General features: G+C 35.5%; 13 protein-coding genes. 8 read left to right on the top strand and 5 right to left on the bottom strand.

Annotated elements, in window-relative coordinates; all coding sequences use genetic code 11:
* Positions 1-2 precede the first annotated feature (2 nt).
* Positions 3-680 (bottom strand): TIGR02117 family protein, encoded by a 678-nt coding sequence (locus tag Q9Q97_RS18285; protein ID WP_306159729.1) that lies wholly within the window; start codon positions 678-680, stop codon positions 3-5.
* Between the two features lie 592 nt (positions 681-1,272).
* Positions 1,273-2,367 (bottom strand): redox-regulated ATPase YchF, encoded by a 1,095-nt coding sequence (gene ychF / locus Q9Q97_RS18280; RefSeq protein ID WP_125719432.1) that lies wholly within the window; start codon positions 2,365-2,367, stop codon positions 1,273-1,275.
* A gap of 292 nt (positions 2,368-2,659) precedes the next feature.
* Between ychF and Q9Q97_RS18275 the strand changes: the two genes are divergently transcribed.
* Entirely contained in the window at positions 2,660-5,326 is a 2,667-nt protein-coding gene (locus tag Q9Q97_RS18275) for a TonB-dependent receptor (RefSeq protein ID WP_306159727.1), read from the top strand.
* A 213-nt stretch (positions 5,327-5,539) separates the two neighbouring features.
* Here the strand turns inward: Q9Q97_RS18275 and Q9Q97_RS18270 are convergent, their stop codons facing one another.
* Together Q9Q97_RS18270 and Q9Q97_RS18265 are read right to left on the bottom strand one after the other, a co-directional pair.
* The gene (locus Q9Q97_RS18270; protein ID WP_306159725.1) at positions 5,540-6,703 is read right to left on the bottom strand and encodes a hypothetical protein; all 1,164 of its coding nucleotides are present in this window, start codon (positions 6,701-6,703) and stop codon (positions 5,540-5,542) included.
* Between the two features lie 171 nt (positions 6,704-6,874).
* Positions 6,875-7,225 carry a 4Fe-4S dicluster domain-containing protein gene (locus Q9Q97_RS18265; protein ID WP_125719425.1) on the bottom strand — a complete coding sequence of 117 codons (351 nt, stop codon included), beginning with the start codon at positions 7,223-7,225 and terminating at the stop codon, positions 6,875-6,877.
* A gap of 137 nt (positions 7,226-7,362) precedes the next feature.
* Here Q9Q97_RS18265 and Q9Q97_RS18260 point away from each other — a divergent pair, with 137 nt between their 5' ends.
* The 7 genes from Q9Q97_RS18260 (at position 7,363) to Q9Q97_RS18230 (ending at position 15,560) form a co-directional block, all read left to right on the top strand.
* On the top strand, positions 7,363-8,427 hold the full coding sequence (locus tag Q9Q97_RS18260; RefSeq protein ID WP_306159723.1) for an acyl-CoA reductase: 1,065 nt from the start codon (positions 7,363-7,365) through the stop codon (positions 8,425-8,427).
* A gap of 93 nt (positions 8,428-8,520) precedes the next feature.
* Entirely contained in the window at positions 8,521-9,591 is a 1,071-nt protein-coding gene (serC, locus tag Q9Q97_RS18255; RefSeq protein ID WP_306159721.1) for a 3-phosphoserine/phosphohydroxythreonine transaminase, read from the top strand.
* A gap of 191 nt (positions 9,592-9,782) precedes the next feature.
* Positions 9,783-10,733 (top strand): D-2-hydroxyacid dehydrogenase, encoded by a 951-nt coding sequence (locus Q9Q97_RS18250; protein ID WP_306159719.1) that lies wholly within the window; start codon positions 9,783-9,785, stop codon positions 10,731-10,733.
* 104 nt (positions 10,734-10,837) lie between these two features.
* Positions 10,838-11,401, top strand: a complete 564-nt coding sequence (locus Q9Q97_RS18245) for a DUF937 domain-containing protein (RefSeq protein WP_306159717.1) — start codon at positions 10,838-10,840, stop codon at positions 11,399-11,401.
* A 260-nt stretch (positions 11,402-11,661) separates the two neighbouring features.
* A complete protein-coding gene (locus tag Q9Q97_RS18240; protein ID WP_306159716.1) occupies positions 11,662-12,099 on the top strand; it encodes a DUF6146 family protein in 438 nt (145 codons plus the stop codon).
* Between the two features lie 32 nt (positions 12,100-12,131).
* A complete protein-coding gene (locus tag Q9Q97_RS18235; RefSeq protein ID WP_306159714.1) occupies positions 12,132-12,431 on the top strand; it encodes a DUF6787 family protein in 300 nt (99 codons plus the stop codon).
* Between the two features lie 387 nt (positions 12,432-12,818).
* On the top strand, positions 12,819-15,560 hold the full coding sequence (locus Q9Q97_RS18230; RefSeq protein ID WP_306159712.1) for a T9SS type A sorting domain-containing protein: 2,742 nt from the start codon (positions 12,819-12,821) through the stop codon (positions 15,558-15,560).
* Positions 15,561-15,603: 43 nt separating this feature from the next.
* On the opposite strand, the gene Q9Q97_RS18225 is transcribed toward Q9Q97_RS18230, so the two are convergent.
* Entirely contained in the window at positions 15,604-15,909 is a 306-nt protein-coding gene (locus Q9Q97_RS18225) for a hypothetical protein (protein WP_306159710.1), read from the bottom strand.
* Positions 15,910-16,091: the final 182 nt, after the last annotated feature.

The raw sequence follows: 16,091 nt of genomic DNA, 5'->3' as shown, positions 1-16,091 counted from the left end.
GATCATTTGTAATGACAAAAAATTCCTTTATCATAAACTGTCCATAAACTTGCTTTTTGATTGGCCGCTTTCAAAGCATTATTTGCCCAAGTATTGCAGGTATAAAATAAACTGTAACTTCCTTTTGCTTCATAAAATGCATCTTTCTTTCCGTAACTGTGACCTTCAATCCATTGCGGATGAAGAGGATCGCTAAAACTGTCTGAAATATACGTTACTAGTTTTTGATAATTCTCTTTTGAAATCAAAATACGCTTGCAGTCCTCTCCTTCTCTTAACTGTTTGAAAAATGTTGCATGAACTGCCGATGAACTGACTCCGAATGCGGCTTTAAATGCTGTGCTAGCTTTTAGGTCTGACCATTCTGGCGTTTCGAGATAAAAACCTTTGTCTCCCCAGCCAAAAGCAATATAATTCATCAACGAATCTTTTGATTTTGTCTGGCTGAATTGAATTTCGTTTCTCCAATCTTTGATTTCGTTTTTAATTGGAACCACAATATCGGTATGTACTCCGTTCGAAAGTATATAAATCGGAATCGCATTTTGCTCTTCTACTTTTTCAATATCAGAATTGACCGTGATTTTTGAAATAATTAAAACCGATGAAATATAAAGAGCAAGAAAAGCAAAGATTCCAAATAGTGTCCAGCCCAAGAATTTAAAAGATTTTTTTAGCATTTTGATTGGTTGATTTTAGATTAGTAATTGGTTAATTTTCTCTAACCAATTTTTGAGCCAAAAATTCTGCCAGTTGAAAATTGGACGCGGATTTTACGGGTTCGCTTTCGCGAAAGCGCAGATTTAAATGGATTTTTTGTTTCTTTTTTTGTCTTCCTGAGCGAAGTCGAAGGACACGCTAGAAACTCGACAAAGCAAATCGACAATCTTTGCGGGGCTTCGACTCCGCTCAGCCTGACAAATCGCAATGAACATAATAGAATAATTTTTACTCATTTTTTGTCTTCCTGAGCGGAGTCGAAGGACACGTTAGAAATTCCTCAAAGAGAATCGACAATCTTTACGTAGACGCACTGCAGTGCGCCTCTACAGAAAATCTTTGTAAAAATTCTTTGCGCCTTTGTGGCTTTGTGGCAAACCTTTGTGTAGACGCACTGCAGTGCGTCTCTACAGAAAATTTTTGTGAATAAAATCCTTAGTGTGTCTTTGCGAAAACTCTCTGCGATAAAAAACAAAAAACCACTGAATTTCTCCAGCGGTTCCTTCTATTTTCTTTATTCTATTTTCTAACTTCTATTCTCTTAAAAAAGAATTAAACGTTAAAACGGAAGTGCATTACATCACCATCTTTTACCACGTATTCTTTTCCTTCTACTCTGAATTTTCCAGCTTCTTTTGCTTTTGCTTCAGAACCGTATTGTACGTAATCGTCGTATGAGATTACCTCTGCACGGATAAATCCTTTTTCAAAATCAGTGTGGATAACTCCTGCCGCTTGCGGTGCAGTAGCTCCAATGTTAATTGTCCAAGCACGAACTTCTTTTACTCCAGCTGTAAAATAAGTCTGCTGTTTTAAAAGTTTGTAAGCCGCACGAATTAAAACTGATGCTCCTGGCTCTTCTAATCCCATATCTTCAAGGAAAACCTGACGCTCTTCGTAGCTTTCTAATTCAGTAATATCAGCCTCAGCTCCTACTGAAAGCACGATAACTTCAGCATCTTCGTCTTTTACTAATTCACGAACTTGATCCACATATTTGTTTCCGTTTACAGCAGAGCTTTCGTCAACGTTACAAACGTATAAAACTGGTTTTGCAGTAATCAATTGGAAAGCTTCCATCAAAACTTCTTCGTCATTATTTTGAGGAACGATTGTTCTTGCAGATTTTGCTTGTAACAATGCCTCTCTAATCCTGTTTAATAAAGCTTCTTCTGTCTGCGCTTCTTTATTTCCTGTTTTTGCAGCACGTTTTACTTTTTCTAAACGTTTATCGATTGTTTCTAAATCTTTTAACTGCAATTCGATGTCAATAGTTTCTTTATCACGAATTGGGTTTACATTTCCATCAACGTGTACGATATTATCATTGTCAAAACAACGTAAAACGTGAATGATAGCATTACACTCTCTAATGTTTCCTAAAAACTGGTTTCCAAGACCTTCCCCTTTACTTGCACCTTTTACCAAACCTGCAATATCTACAATATCAACAGTTGCCATTTGAACGCGCTCTGGTTTTACCAATTCTTCCAATTTATTAATTCTTGGATCTGGAACGTTTACAACACCAATATTAGGTTCGATTGTACAAAAAGGAAAGTTGGCACTTTGCGCTTTTGCATTAGATAAACAATTAAATAATGTTGATTTTCCAACATTTGGTAATCCTACAATTCCTGCTTTCATCTGTTTGTTTGTATATTATTTATTCGATCTTATTTAAGATCTCAAACATTAAACCTTGTTGTTTAATGCATTATGTTTTACGTGTTTTTCTTTATTTCTGCCAAAATAACATTTTTCGGCTTTAAAATTTTGCAAATATAAGATTTAATAGCTCTTGCACGAAGTAAAAATGTTCAATAATATAATTTTAGAGCTATTTCTGAAAATTTTTAAACATTTTATTAAATTTTTGTTAAAAAACATTACTTTTATAACACTAGTCAACAAAAAACAAACTAAAAAACCAGTTACCATGAAAAAGATTGCATTATTAATATTCCTGCTGCATTCAGCATTTCTCTTTGCCCAAAAAGAAGTCTCGGGCCATGTAAAAGACAAAACAGGCAATCCGCTGCCTGGTGTTAATGTTACTGAAAAAGGAACTTCAAACGGAGTCTCAACTGATTTTGAAGGCGGCTTTAGAATCAAAGTAAAAGAAGGCGCCACATTAATTTTTAGTTATGTCGGATTTACGACAGTTGAAAAATCAGCTTCAAGCGAAAAAATAGAAATTGCTTTAAGCGAAAACGATGGTCAGATTCTGAATGATGTTGTAGTGGTAGGCTCCAGAAACACAAAAAGAACAGTCGTCAATTCGGCCGTTCCTATTGATGTCATTAATGTAAAGGATGTTACAACTCAAAGCGGAAAAATAGAGATTAACCAACTCTTGCAATATGTAGCTCCCTCGTTTAATGCGAATAAACAATCTGGTTCTGATGGAGCCGATCACGTAGATCCAGCTTCTTTGAGAGGTATGGGACCAGATCAGACTTTGGTTTTGATTAACGGGAAAAGGAGACATCAATCTTCCTTAATCAATTTGTTTGGAACGCGCGGACGCGGAAACACGGGAACAGATTTAAATGCCATTCCAGCAGCTTCTATTAAAAGAATTGAGATCTTACGCGATGGCGCTTCTGCACAATACGGTTCTGATGCTATTTCTGGCGTAATTAATATTGTTACCAATGATACTGTTGATGAATTAACGGGATCTATAACTTATGGTGTTTTTAATACCGATGCAAAAGGCGATTTTTTACCTGGAACTCCAAATACAAAAGGCTATAGATTGGATAAAAATGGCAATGGAAATTCATACGGAAAAGATCAGGATTTTGATGGAGGTTCGGTAAGAGTAGCTGCAAACTACGGTACGGGAATTGGATCAAAAGGCGGATATGTAAATGTTACGGGAGAATTCCTAAATAAAAACAAAACATTAAGACCTGCTTATGATTTTAGAAAAGGTTTTGGTGATGCTGAAATGACAGGCGTAAACTTATTTGCAAATCTTGCTATTCCGATTTCAGATAAAACGGAATTTTATGCTTTTGGCGGAAGCAATTTTAGAGATACAGACGCTTATGCTTTTACCAGAAATGATGGCGAAAGAGTCGTAGAATCGGTTTATCCTGGAGGATATACGCCAAGAATTACTTCCAAAATAAATGATAATTCTATAGCTGCGGGAATTCGAACAGAATCTGCTGGAGGATGGAAATTTGATTTAAGTAATACTTTCGGAAAAAATAAATTTCAATATGATATTAAAGGAACAATAAATGCTTCGCTTGAAGAAAATTCTCCTCATGAATTTGACGCTGGAGGCCACAGCTTGCTTCAAAACACGACCAATTTTGATATTTCAAAAAATTATGGAGACATTTTAGGCGGTTTAAATATTGCTTTTGGAGCAGAATTTAGAGTCGAACAATTTGAGATTTTTGCAGGAGAAGAAGGTTCTTATACTACTTATGATACCAACGGACAGCCTATTACGGATCCGACAACTCAAAGTGCACCTACGATTCCAAATCCAGATTATGATCCTACAGATCCTGATTCTTCTCCAACTATTCCAAGGCCGGGAAGTTCTCAAGGTTTCCCAGGTTATAGTCCAGCAAATGAAGTTAATAAAGACCGCACCAACTTTTCTCTTTACACCGATGCCGAGTTGGATATTACAGAAGCCTTAATGGTAAGCGGCGCGGTTCGTTTTGAAAATTACAGCGATTTTGGAAGCACTTTAAACGGAAAGTTAGCTTCACGCCTTAAAATTACAGATCATATTAATTTAAGAGGTTCTGTAAGTACAGGTTTTCGTGCGCCATCATTAGCTCAGATATACTATAATTTGCGTTTTACCAATTTTAACGCCAGCGGTGCTACTGAAGTTTTACTGGCTCCAAATGACAGTCCGGTAACAAGAGCTTTCGGAATCCAGAAATTAAATGAAGAAAAAGCGGTAAATGCTTCTTTGGGACTTACGGCTTCTTTTGGCGATTTTACTGCTACAGTAGACGGTTATTATATTCAAGTAAAAGACCGTATCGTTCTTACAGGTTATTTTGACGCTTCGTCTTTAGATCTTGGTGTTTCTGAGGCTCAGTTTTTTGTTAACGGCGTAGACACAAGCACTCACGGTCTAGATTTGGTTTTATCTTGGAAAAAGAGATTTGGAGAATCACAATTTGGAGCAACTTTGGTTGGAAATATCAATGACATGAAAATTGACAAAGTGCAAAATGGCACTTTAGACGAAGCGACTTTCTTCGGAAAACGCGAAAGAGCATTTTTATTAGCTTCTGCGCCAGATAATAAATTTGCTTTAAACTTAACTTACAACAGAAAGAAATTTGATGCAGGTTTGGCTTTTACCAGATTTAGTAAAGTAGTTCTGGTAGATTATGCCGACGAAGATGATGTTTACAACCCAAGAGTTGTTACTGACTTAACGCTTGGATATCAATTTACTAAAAGTTTAAAACTAACAATTGGAAGTAATAACTTGTTTAATGTGTATCCTACTAAGCAAGACGAACAAGGCAATACAGAAGCTGGTGGTTATTGGGATGCTGTACAAATGGGTTTCAGCGGAGCGTATTATTATGCAAGACTTGGGTTTAATTTCTAGACTTCGACTCCGCTCAGCCTGACAAACAGCATAAACTTTGGACAATATATTATCTCATTTTATGTCTTCCTGAGCGGAGTCGAAGGACACGCCAGAAATTAGTTAAAGAGAATCTGCCAATCTTTGCGGGGGCTTCGACTCCGCTCAGCCTGACAATAACAAACAAAAAATCCTGAACTTCGCAGCTCAGGATTTTTCTTTTCTATTTATTAATTACAATTTAAACTCTAAAGATGCGATGATGGCTTTTTCTTCATCGGTTGCGGTAAAACCTGAAATATCCCAATAATTGGTCAGGATTTTGTTCTTTTTATTGAAAAGAGACTTTTCTTTAAAAACATCACTTTCATTGTATGTAAAATTCTGTTTATTAAAACCTGTCGTTACAAAACTGTTTCGAACCTGAATGTTTTTTGGTTTTTCTTTTTGAATTATGCTGTAACCAATTTCTTCATTAGAACTCAAAACATAATAATCTGTTCCGTCCCAGCGGTAATTTACTTTCACAAAAGATTTGGTCATATTCTTTTCGCCTTCTTTTGTTTTTTCTTCAATTTTATCAAGACTTAAAGGAGTTACCGAAATCGTAAATTCCATAATAAGTTTCTTTAGCGGATCATAAATTATCTGAAAATTATCAATTGCTTCTTTCGCTTTATCCAAAGGACTTACAGACATCACATAATAATCTTTATTTGTAGAATGTCCTTTTATGGTAAAATCATATTCTTTTCTTGACTTCGAATCTAAAAGCGGATCAAAATATTTAAAGTTTGAATAATTCTCCATGATATTATTCAAATTATAGCCTCTCAAATCGGCACTTATATCGGTTTCTAGAAGTCCGTAAGATCTATTTTGTTCTACAAGCAAAGTGGTCGCATTGTTGTTTTTATCAAACTGAAAATTTACCAATCCGTCATTATAATACGAATATTGATTGTCGAGCATAAAAAACTCTCGCACATATACTTTTTGCCTATGCGAAATGCTGATTTTTTTTATAGAATTGTTGACTAATTTCTGCAGTATTTTGTCTGGAGCTTCTTTAGACAAAACCACTTCGTCTAGTTTGTTATCTTTACTTTTAAGATAAATAACAAATTTCTGATCTCCGTTTAAAGAAGTCCAGCGCACGGTTATATCTTCATAATTCGTTTCAGAAACTTGAACATTAGAACCGCCAGTTAGCATAAAGGTTACCTTACCTTCTTCATTGCTCAATAAAATTTGCTTGGTTTTCATTATTACCACTGTTGCATTCTCAATAGGAAGCTGCGTTTCTATATCTTTTACGACAATAGAATATTCTTCACTTTGCGCAAAAACGCTCATATTTAATAATAATACAGCAAATAAAAGTAGCAATCTCTTCATAGGCGTTTGTTAAATTTTCAACTAAAGTATTATTTTTTTAACAATAAAGCAACAGTCAAAAAAAACAAAACATTCGTTATCAAGAAACTAACTTTTAAAATTACCTGATAACAGGGTAAAAAAAATCCTGAGTAAAAACTCAGGATTGTATATTTTAAAGTACACGAGCCATTACTCTCCGTGTAAAAACGATTGTCTTTCTAATAACGTTTCTTCATCTTCAACGTGATCGTCATCTGGCACACAACAGTCAACAGGACAAACAGCAGCACATTGCGGCTCATCGTGGAAACCTTTACATTCTGTACATTTTCCAGGTACTATATAGTAGATTTCGTCAGAAATTGGAGTTTGCGCATCATCAGCGTCAACTTCAGTTCCATCAGGTAATACGATCTTTCCAGAAAGACTTGTTCCGTCTTTATATCTCCAATCATCCGCTCCTTCATATATTGCTGTATTAGGGCATTCTGGTTCGCAAGCCCCACAATTGATACATTCGTCAGTTATAATAATTGCCATCTTTTTCTTCGTTTTGTTAAAAGTTATATAGGTTTTGTAGATTAAAGATTGAAAGATTCAAAACTACTTTGCCTTATAACGTAATATAGCTTATTTTTGTGCAAAATTACAATCAAAACAATTCATAAACAAACATTATGACATTAGAAACAAAAAAAAGTGTTTTTGTTGAATTAGGAAAATTTCTAAGTCAGTTTTCTGAGGGTGCTTCAGCGCCAAAATCTGACGTTTTATATAATGATATTTTCTTTGATGATTTCGAAAATCTGATTCGTTTATCACAATCTCATAATGGATGGTATACGCCAGAACAGGTTTATTTTTCCATACAGTCATGGGCAGAAGCCTTAACAGCTGAAAATATTGACAAATGGCTTTCTGCTTATTCTTTCGACTCCGCTCAATCGGGCAAAACGGTTGCTTTAATTTTAGCCGGAAATATTCCGCTTGTAGGCTTTCATGATTTTTTATCTGTTTTAATTACAGGCAATAAAGCTTTAATCAAAACTTCGTCAAACGACCAGCATTTATTGCCTTTTTTGGCTAAATATTTAATTGCTGTTGATGAAAATTTAAAAGACAGCATCACTTTCGTAGAAGGAAAACTAGAAAACTTCGATGCAGTAATTGCTACAGGAAGTAACAACACAGCTCGTTATTTTGAATATTATTTTAAAGATAAACCATCGATTATTCGAAAAAACAGAAACTCAGCTGCGATTTTGACGGGAAAAGAAACTAACGAAGAATTAGAAGCTTTAGGTGAAGATATTTTTAGATATTTTGGTTTAGGATGCCGAAATGTCTCTAAACTTTTCATTCCGAAAGAGTATTCTTTTGATGCTTTTTTTCAAGCGATGTTTAAATATCAAGATGTTATTCATTACGAAAAATACGCTAATAATTATGACTATAATAAAGCAGTATTTTTAATGAGTAATTTCAAATTATTAGATAACGGATTTTTGACTTTAAAAGAAGATTCAAGCTACGCCTCGCCTATTTCGAGTGTTTTTTATGAGTATTACGACAACCTTGAAGAACTTAAAAAACGTCTTCAGGAAAATGCAGATCAAATTCAATGCATTGTCAGCAGCAATTTAACTGCAAATAGTATTGCATTTGGAGAAACGCAAAAACCTCAATTGTGGGATTACGCAGATAATGTCGATACTATAACGTTTTTGTTAACAACAAAGTAATAATTTGTTTAATTATTTCGAATATTTTAACGCTTTTTCGGCTCTTATTGCCGAAATTTGCGTCTTTAAAATTTTCGACTATTAACAACAACCATGAAAAAACACAACTACAGCGCAGGACCAAGTATTTTACCTCAGGAAGTTTTTGAGAAGGCATCAAAAGCAATTTTAAATTTTAATGATTCAGGGTTATCTATCCTTGAAATCTCGCACCGAAGCAAAGATTTCGTTGCTGTTATGGAGGAAGCTCGTTCCCTTGCTTTAGAATTATTAGGACTTCAGGGAAAAGGTTATCAGGCTTTATTTTTACAAGGTGGTGCCAGCACAGCATTCTTAATGGCTCCATATAACTTAATGAAAGAAAACGGAAAAGCAGCTTATTTAGATTCAGGAACGTGGGCAACTGCGGCGATCAAAGAAGCTAAACTTTTCGGTGAAACTGTTGTCGTAGCTTCTTCAAAAGAAGACAATTATACTTATGTTCCAAAAGGATACGAAATTCCAGCTGATGCTGATTATTTCCACTGCACTAGCAACAATACGATCTTTGGAACTCAAATGAAAGAATTCCCATCAACTAATGTTCCAGTTGTATGCGATATGAGTTCTGACATTTTTTCTCGTGAATTAGATTTTTCTAAATTCGATATCATCTATGCTGGAGCTCAAAAAAATATGGGACCTGCAGGAACTACATTAGTGGTAATAAAAGAAGAAATCTTAGGCAAAAACGGAAGAACAATTCCTAGTATGCTAGATTACGCTAAACACATCAAAGGAGAAAGTATGTACAATACTCCACCTGTATTTGCTGTTTACGTTTCTCTTTTAACTTTACAATGGATTAAAGAAAAAGGCGGAATTGCTGCTGTTGAGAAATTAAACAACGCTAAAGCAGAATTACTTTACGCTGAAATCGACAGAAACCCATTGTTTAAAGGTGCTGCAAAAGTAGAAGACCGTTCTAACATGAACGTAACTTTCTTATTGAACAACCCAGAGCACACAGAAACTTTTGACGCTTTATGGAAAGCAGCAAACATTTCTGGATTGCCAGGACACCGTTCTGTTGGTGGTTACAGAGCTTCTATCTACAACGCTATGCCAATTGAAAGCGTTCAGGTTTTAGTTGATGTAATGAAAGCTTTAGAAACTAAAGTTTAGTTTTCAGCTTACACAAAAACAGCAACCGAAGACAGGTGCCCTAGCCCCGATAGAAGTGGAAATCCTTTTTTGTTTTTTCTTTAAAAACAAAAAAGATTGTAACGGATAGCGGGATTAGCTCCTAATAAAAAAAAGAAAAATTAAAATTGAGGATGAGATTGCTTCGTTCCTCGCAAAGACATAACACAACAATGAAAGTATTAGCAAATGACGGAATTTCTAAAAGTGGAATTCTAGCCTTAGAAAAAGGTGGTTTTGAAGTTATCACTACAAAAGTAGCTCAAGAACAAGTAGCTAACTATATAAATGAAAACAACATTGACGTAATTTTAGTTCGTAGTGCTACTAAAGTTCGTAAAGATATTATCGATGCTTGTCCAGGTATCAAAATCATCGGTCGTGGTGGTGTTGGTATGGATAATATCGATGTGGATTATGCAAAAGGCAAAGGAATTCACGTAATTAATACTCCTGCTTCATCTTCAGAATCTGTTGCAGAATTAGTATTTGGACACTTATTTTCTGGTGTGCGTTTTTTACATGATTCTAACAGAAACATGCCTCTAGAAGGAGATTCAAACTTTGACGGTTTGAAAAAAGCTTACGCTAACGGAACTGAATTAAGAGGTAAAACTTTAGGTATTGTTGGTATTGGTCGTATCGGACAAGCTACTGCAAAAATGGCTCTTGGTTTAGGAATGAAAGTTATCGCTGCTGATAGCTTTATTCCAGAGGTTGACATTAAAGTTGAATTTTTCGATGGACAATCAATCACAACTAAAATCGTTTCTCAATCTTTAGAATCTTTATTTAAAGAAGCAGATTTCATTACATTGCACGTTCCAGCTCAAAATGGTTACATCATTGGAGAAAAAGAACTTGAAATCATGAAAGACGGAGTTGGTATCGTAAACTGTGCTCGTGGTGGAGTTATCGACGAAGTTGCTTTAGTTAAAGCTTTAGATTCAGGAAAAGTTGCTTTTGCTGGTTTAGACGTTTTTGAAAGCGAACCAAAACCAGAAATGGCAATCTTAATGCACTCTAAAATCTCTTTGACTCCTCACATTGGAGCAGCTACAGGAGAAGCACAAGATAGAATTGGTACAGAACTGGCTTCACAAATTATTACTTTATTAAGCTAAGTAATAAAAAAATAGATTACCTTTAGAGGGATTTACTACTTATTTGTAGTAAATCCCTTTCTTTTTTTATTAAATTTGGCGTGTAATTTTAAACCTTATATATTATGTTTGAACAATTGACCCAATTAGTACAGCAATATGGAGGCGATGCTGTTGTAAACAATAACGCTGTCCCAAATGAGCATAATGAAGCCGTAATAAGTGAAACAAGCAATTCTATTTTTGAAGGATTAAAAAAGATTGTTTCTGAAGGCGGAACCGATCAGATTGCTGGCTTATTTAATGGAAATACAGCAATTGACAGTTCTAATCCGGTAGTACAACAAATTCAGCAGCAATTAAGCGGCAGTCTTGGCCAAAAATTCGGATTAAGCAGTGCAGACTCAAACGGAGTTGCCTCTAATTTGATTCCGCAGATTTTAGGCTCTTTAGTGAATAAAGCAAAAGATCCAAACGATAGCAGTTTTCAAATTTCAGATATAATAAGTGCTATTTCCGGAAACAGCGGACAAGCTTCTGGAATAATGGATACCATCTCTAAATACGGAATGCAATTTGGACTTGACCAAAACAACGACGGAAAAGTAGACGTTGCAGATGTACTTGTAGTTACCAAAAGCAAAGGCGGAATCGCTGGGTTCATCGGGAAGCTGTTTGGGAGTAAGTAAAGGTGCTGAGCTGCTAAGGTTCTAAGCTACTGAGCTACTAAGGCCCTAAGCTTCTAAGTCCATGAGATTTTAAGTAAAATATTTAAAGCTGTTTGCAATGCAAACAGCTTTTTCTATATAAAAAACTTAAGTTTCGATAAGCATAGCAACTCAGAACCTTAGTAGCTCAGTAGCTTAGTAGCTTAGTAGCTTAGCATCTTATTAGTTAGATTCTTGTTAAACCCTATTCTCCTCTCGTCAAATATTCGTAAATTTAAAACATGAAAAAATGCATTTCCATATTAATTGCTTTACTTACTATTGTCGCGTGTTCTACGGCTTCGAAGAATATTGCCAGTTCTGATAGTGCTACATCAATTAAAAAAGGAAATGATACCGTGAGAATTGCAAATGATTCATTAGAATACGAAGTCATTATAATCGACAACGGCTTCACAAACTGGCTTGCATCTCGAGCTTATCCTAGAAACTATCATTCATTATCTTATCTTGAAAATAAAAACAATTTGTATGTAACAGAATGGAATAATCGTGTTTTACAGCCACAGCGTTATAATCCAAATTTATACGAAATGTCAATTGACTACCGTCCAGACATTCATTACGGCTATGAGGTAAATTACTTAATTTACAATTACATGATTTATTTTCAAAATACTTACAAACAAAAGCTTTGGGGCTATGTTCCATCAAGATAATAATACTATATTTGTAATCATTACAAATAGCAATGAATAGATTAAAAAAGCGTTGGGGAATCACCTCCAATTTACAAGCCGTCATTATACTTATCGTTTTTGCCATCACAGGATCGGCATCTGCTTGGCTGTCTAAACCTTTTTGCATTTGGCTCGGAATTACGAAAGAAGATTTCGGAGGCTGGTTCACACTCATTCGCCTTATTATTATTTTCCCTATTTATCAGGTTTTATTAGTTGCTATCGGAACTATTTTTGGGCAGTATAAATTCTTTTGGAACTTCGAAAAGAAAATGCTTAAAAACATGGGACTTGGATTTTTATTAGACTAATTTTACTTTATTTCTTTCTTTTTAATTAAAACCGTTCTGGTAAGATTTTCCTTTAATCTTAAATTTTCGATTTAATTTATATTTTTTCTCGAAACGCACTTTTATCGAATGCATTTTTATCAATCCTAGCATTTACTAGATATTGAGTCTCTAAAAAATTAGCATTAAAAAAACATATTACATTTTTTAAACACCTTTTCTATAACAATTCAGCAAGCAGAACAGGATGGTGCAGGATAGTTTTATTTGACGTAATAACAAACTTTACAATAGTTAGCGAGACTACTTAAAACTGATAATCAGTTGTTTAGTTTTTCTAATTAAAGTTATTACTTACTAACCAAACCACAATTTGACATGCTGAAAAATTACTTTAAAATCTCCGTAATGGCGACGATAATTTGTCTCATTGCGCCAGTCAACAAGATTTTTGCCCAAAATCCGATTGTAAAAATTGACTTTGATCAGTCAGCACGACCTAAAGCCGAAGTAAACGACCCTGATTATACTGCTTGGGTAATCGCTTCTGGCAACACCAACACTTATACCGAAAATGGAGTTACTTTTACAGTTAATCGTGTTGGAAACAACGGAGATAACTTAGGAACCAATTGGTACAAAGCCGGAATTCAAGCTCCTTACTACGCCCGATTAGTCTGCGACGGACTTACGGTAAAAGGTTCAACCGCAAATCTCGGTGCTCAAATTGAAATTAGAATAAGCGGATTAGCAGCGGGAGAACATACCTTATTAGCCTTTTTTAATAACGTAGACAGCCCAACAACAAATACTTTCAGTCCAATTGATATTTCTGTTGACGGAAATTTAGTGGTTGATAATTTGATTCCAACTGTAAGAGCAACCAAAACTGCCGATGCCAAATCTGCTTATTTAAAATTTGAAGCTACTGCAGGAACCGATGTTGTGATTCTAATGGCAGCAGAAACTTCAGGAACAGAAAACATTAAAAACTTTGTATTAAATGGTTTTGAATTAAACACGCCTAATATTTTTTATCAGGCAACAAATCCAAATCCGAAGCAAAATGACGAGCATGTCGAATTAACATCTGGCGGAAAATTACTGCAATGGACTGCTGCCGCAAATGCGGTTTCACATAATGTTTATTTTGGAACTGACCAAGCAGCCGTTGATAACGCAACGACATCTTCACCCGAATTTAAAGGAAACCAAACTTTAGCCAATACTTCTTATCAAGTAAACGGATTGTACACTGGCGAAACCTATTTTTGGCGAGTTGATGAAGTTTTAGCAAATGGCGTTGAAAAAGGAAATGTTTGGCGTTTTCGTCCTGCACAGCTCGCTTTTCCAGAGGCTGAAGGCTACGGCCGTTTTGCACGTGGCGGACGAGGCGGAAAAGTGGTAGCGGTTACCAATTTAAATGACAGCGGACCAGGAAGTTTCCGAGAAGCTGTTACCAATGATATCGGTCCAAGAACCATTGTTTTTAATACTTCAGGAGTAATTCAGCTGCAATCTCGTTTAGTTCTGAGCCAGCCTTATGTCACTGTTGCGGGACAAACCGCTCCTGGAAAAGGAATTACAATTCGATCGGCTCCATTTGGCGTAACAGGAAATGACGCGATTGTACAAAATTTAAGAGTTAGACTCGGAGCTGGACCGACTTATGACGGAATGGGATTAACAGGCGCAGACAATAGTATTATTGACCACTGCTCAATAAGCTGGACGATTGATGAATCTTTCAGTTCACGATCTGGCAAAAACATTACGCTACAAAGAACTCTTATATCTGAAGCATTAAACGCAGCAAACCATCAAAATTATCCAGCAGGAACAGAACATGGTTATGCGGCTACAATTGGCGGAGATATCGGAAGTTTCCATCATAATTTATTGGCACATTGCTACGGCCGAAACTGGAGTCTTGGCGGCGGACTAGACGGAAGCGGCGCTTATACAGGAAAAATGGACATCACCAACAATGTCGTTTACAACTGGGGCGGAAGAACAACCGACGGCGGAACTAAAGAAGTGAACTTTGTAAATAATTATTACAAACCTGGCGCTGGATCTAAAATATTTGTTGCTTTTAATCAGCAAAACGAAGGAGTTGGAACTGGAATGCAAAGATGCTATTTTAACGGAAATGTAATGCCGGGCTATTTCGACGAATCGAATCAGACTTTAGGAAGAAAAGCTTCGGGCAATACCGTTCCTTACAACAACTTCGTAGACGCACCGTTTTTCCCATCGTACGTGACGACGCAATCGGCAAAAAATGCGTATAAAATTGTACTTTCTGATGTTGGATGCACGCAACCTGAATTTGACGATCACGATCAGCGAATTATTTCAGAAACACTAAACGGCACTTATTCTGCAGTTGGAAGCGTAACAGGAAAACCTGGATTCCCAGATAATGAAGCGGACGTTGGAGGTTTTGAAGATTATCCAACTGTAGTTAGACCTCAAAACTGGGACAGCGATCAAGATGGATTGCCAAACTGGTGGGAAAATATAATTGGAACCAATGTAAATTCTGGAATTGGAGATTTCTCAGATGCCAATGCAGATCCTGATTTAGACGGATACACCAATCTGGACAAATATTTACAATGGATGTCTGAACCTCATTATGATGCTGTTTTAGGAAACAAAGTATACATTGATATTCAAAAATTATCTAGAGGTTTTACAAGCGGAGTATCTTATTCTCTATCTCAAGTAGTTAACGGAAATGCAACATTATCTGGAAATACGGTAGAATTTAAGCCAAATGTAAAAGGTTTATGCTCATTTAAATTCACCGTTACAGATTCTGAAGGCGGAACGATGACACGAAAAGTGAATGTGTTGAGCGGTTATTCAACCTCTCCTATTAATGAGGTAATCAAAGATCTGATCGATAGCTTTAAAGTATGGCCAGTACCAAACACAGGAAATTTCTCGATTTTACTAGATGTTGATGTAGATGAGGCTGAACTTAGAATTTACGATATTTTTGGAAGAGAAATTCAAAAACGTACTATAAGCGGACAAACGCAGGAAAATATTTCCATAAATAAAAAAGGGGTTTATATCTTAAAAGTGACAGATCCAGACACCAGAAAAATTTTATACCTCAAAAAAGTTATTATTCAATAAGTTTCAAACAAAAAGGCAGCTAAAAAATTTAGCTGCCTTTGTTTTATTGTTCCTTAAATTCTTTGGGCTGTCGCGTAAAGAAATAAGTATAAAGCCAAGTTAAGGTAAAAGACGGAATCACATCTGTAAAAGGAATAATCTCTTCCAGAAAAGTCAGCACACTCGCAACCTTCCCTACTCGTCCTTTATACATTTTTGCCATAATTATCGCGGCAATGGGCGCCCAGACCACATCTGAAAATTCACCCAAAAACGGAATTGAGAAAGAAATCATTCCAATTCCATCCAAAGCCAATCCGATTAGGAGTTTTGACATTCTGTTATCTTCTACAACTTCTAAATCTTGCATAACACATTCATTTTTAAGTTAATCGAAATTAAAAAATTATTTACGAAACTGTATTATTTCTTTCCTAAATTTAATTTCCATTATTCCCATATCAATTTGCGTACCGATTTTAGATTTTAGATTTTAGATTTTAGATTTTAGATTTTAGATTTTAGATTTTAGATTTTAGATTTTAGATTTTA

It is taken from the genome of Flavobacterium sp. DG2-3 (genome assembly GCF_030730925.1).
In the GTDB taxonomy this organism is placed as follows: domain Bacteria; phylum Bacteroidota; class Bacteroidia; order Flavobacteriales; family Flavobacteriaceae; genus Flavobacterium.
Note: the sequence above shows the minus strand (reverse complement) of the source record. Positions and strands in the feature narration are given on the sequence as shown.

What these genes read in the sequence shown, in the direction of transcription:
- Q9Q97_RS18285 (WP_306159729.1), bottom strand. Translation starts at nt 680, where the DNA reads ATGCTAAAAAAATCTTTTAAATTCTTGGGCTGGACACTATTTGGAATC.
- Q9Q97_RS18250 (WP_306159719.1), top strand. Translation starts at nt 9,783, where the DNA reads ATGAAAGTATTAGCAAATGACGGAATTTCTAAAAGTGGAATTCTAGCC.
- Q9Q97_RS18225 (WP_306159710.1), bottom strand. Translation starts at nt 15,909, where the DNA reads ATGCAAGATTTAGAAGTTGTAGAAGATAACAGAATGTCAAAACTCCTA.
- Q9Q97_RS18260 (WP_306159723.1), top strand. Translation starts at nt 7,363, where the DNA reads ATGACATTAGAAACAAAAAAAAGTGTTTTTGTTGAATTAGGAAAATTT.
- Q9Q97_RS18235 (WP_306159714.1), top strand. Translation starts at nt 12,132, where the DNA reads ATGAATAGATTAAAAAAGCGTTGGGGAATCACCTCCAATTTACAAGCC.
- ychF (WP_125719432.1), bottom strand. Translation starts at nt 2,367, where the DNA reads ATGAAAGCAGGAATTGTAGGATTACCAAATGTTGGAAAATCAACATTA.
- Q9Q97_RS18265 (WP_125719425.1), bottom strand. Translation starts at nt 7,225, where the DNA reads ATGGCAATTATTATAACTGACGAATGTATCAATTGTGGGGCTTGCGAA.
- Q9Q97_RS18245 (WP_306159717.1), top strand. Translation starts at nt 10,838, where the DNA reads ATGTTTGAACAATTGACCCAATTAGTACAGCAATATGGAGGCGATGCT.
- Q9Q97_RS18230 (WP_306159712.1), top strand. Translation starts at nt 12,819, where the DNA reads ATGGCGACGATAATTTGTCTCATTGCGCCAGTCAACAAGATTTTTGCC.
- Q9Q97_RS18275 (WP_306159727.1), top strand. Translation starts at nt 2,660, where the DNA reads ATGAAAAAGATTGCATTATTAATATTCCTGCTGCATTCAGCATTTCTC.
- Q9Q97_RS18270 (WP_306159725.1), bottom strand. Translation starts at nt 6,703, where the DNA reads ATGAAGAGATTGCTACTTTTATTTGCTGTATTATTATTAAATATGAGC.
- Q9Q97_RS18240 (WP_306159716.1), top strand. Translation starts at nt 11,662, where the DNA reads ATGAAAAAATGCATTTCCATATTAATTGCTTTACTTACTATTGTCGCG.
- serC (WP_306159721.1), top strand. Translation starts at nt 8,521, where the DNA reads ATGAAAAAACACAACTACAGCGCAGGACCAAGTATTTTACCTCAGGAA.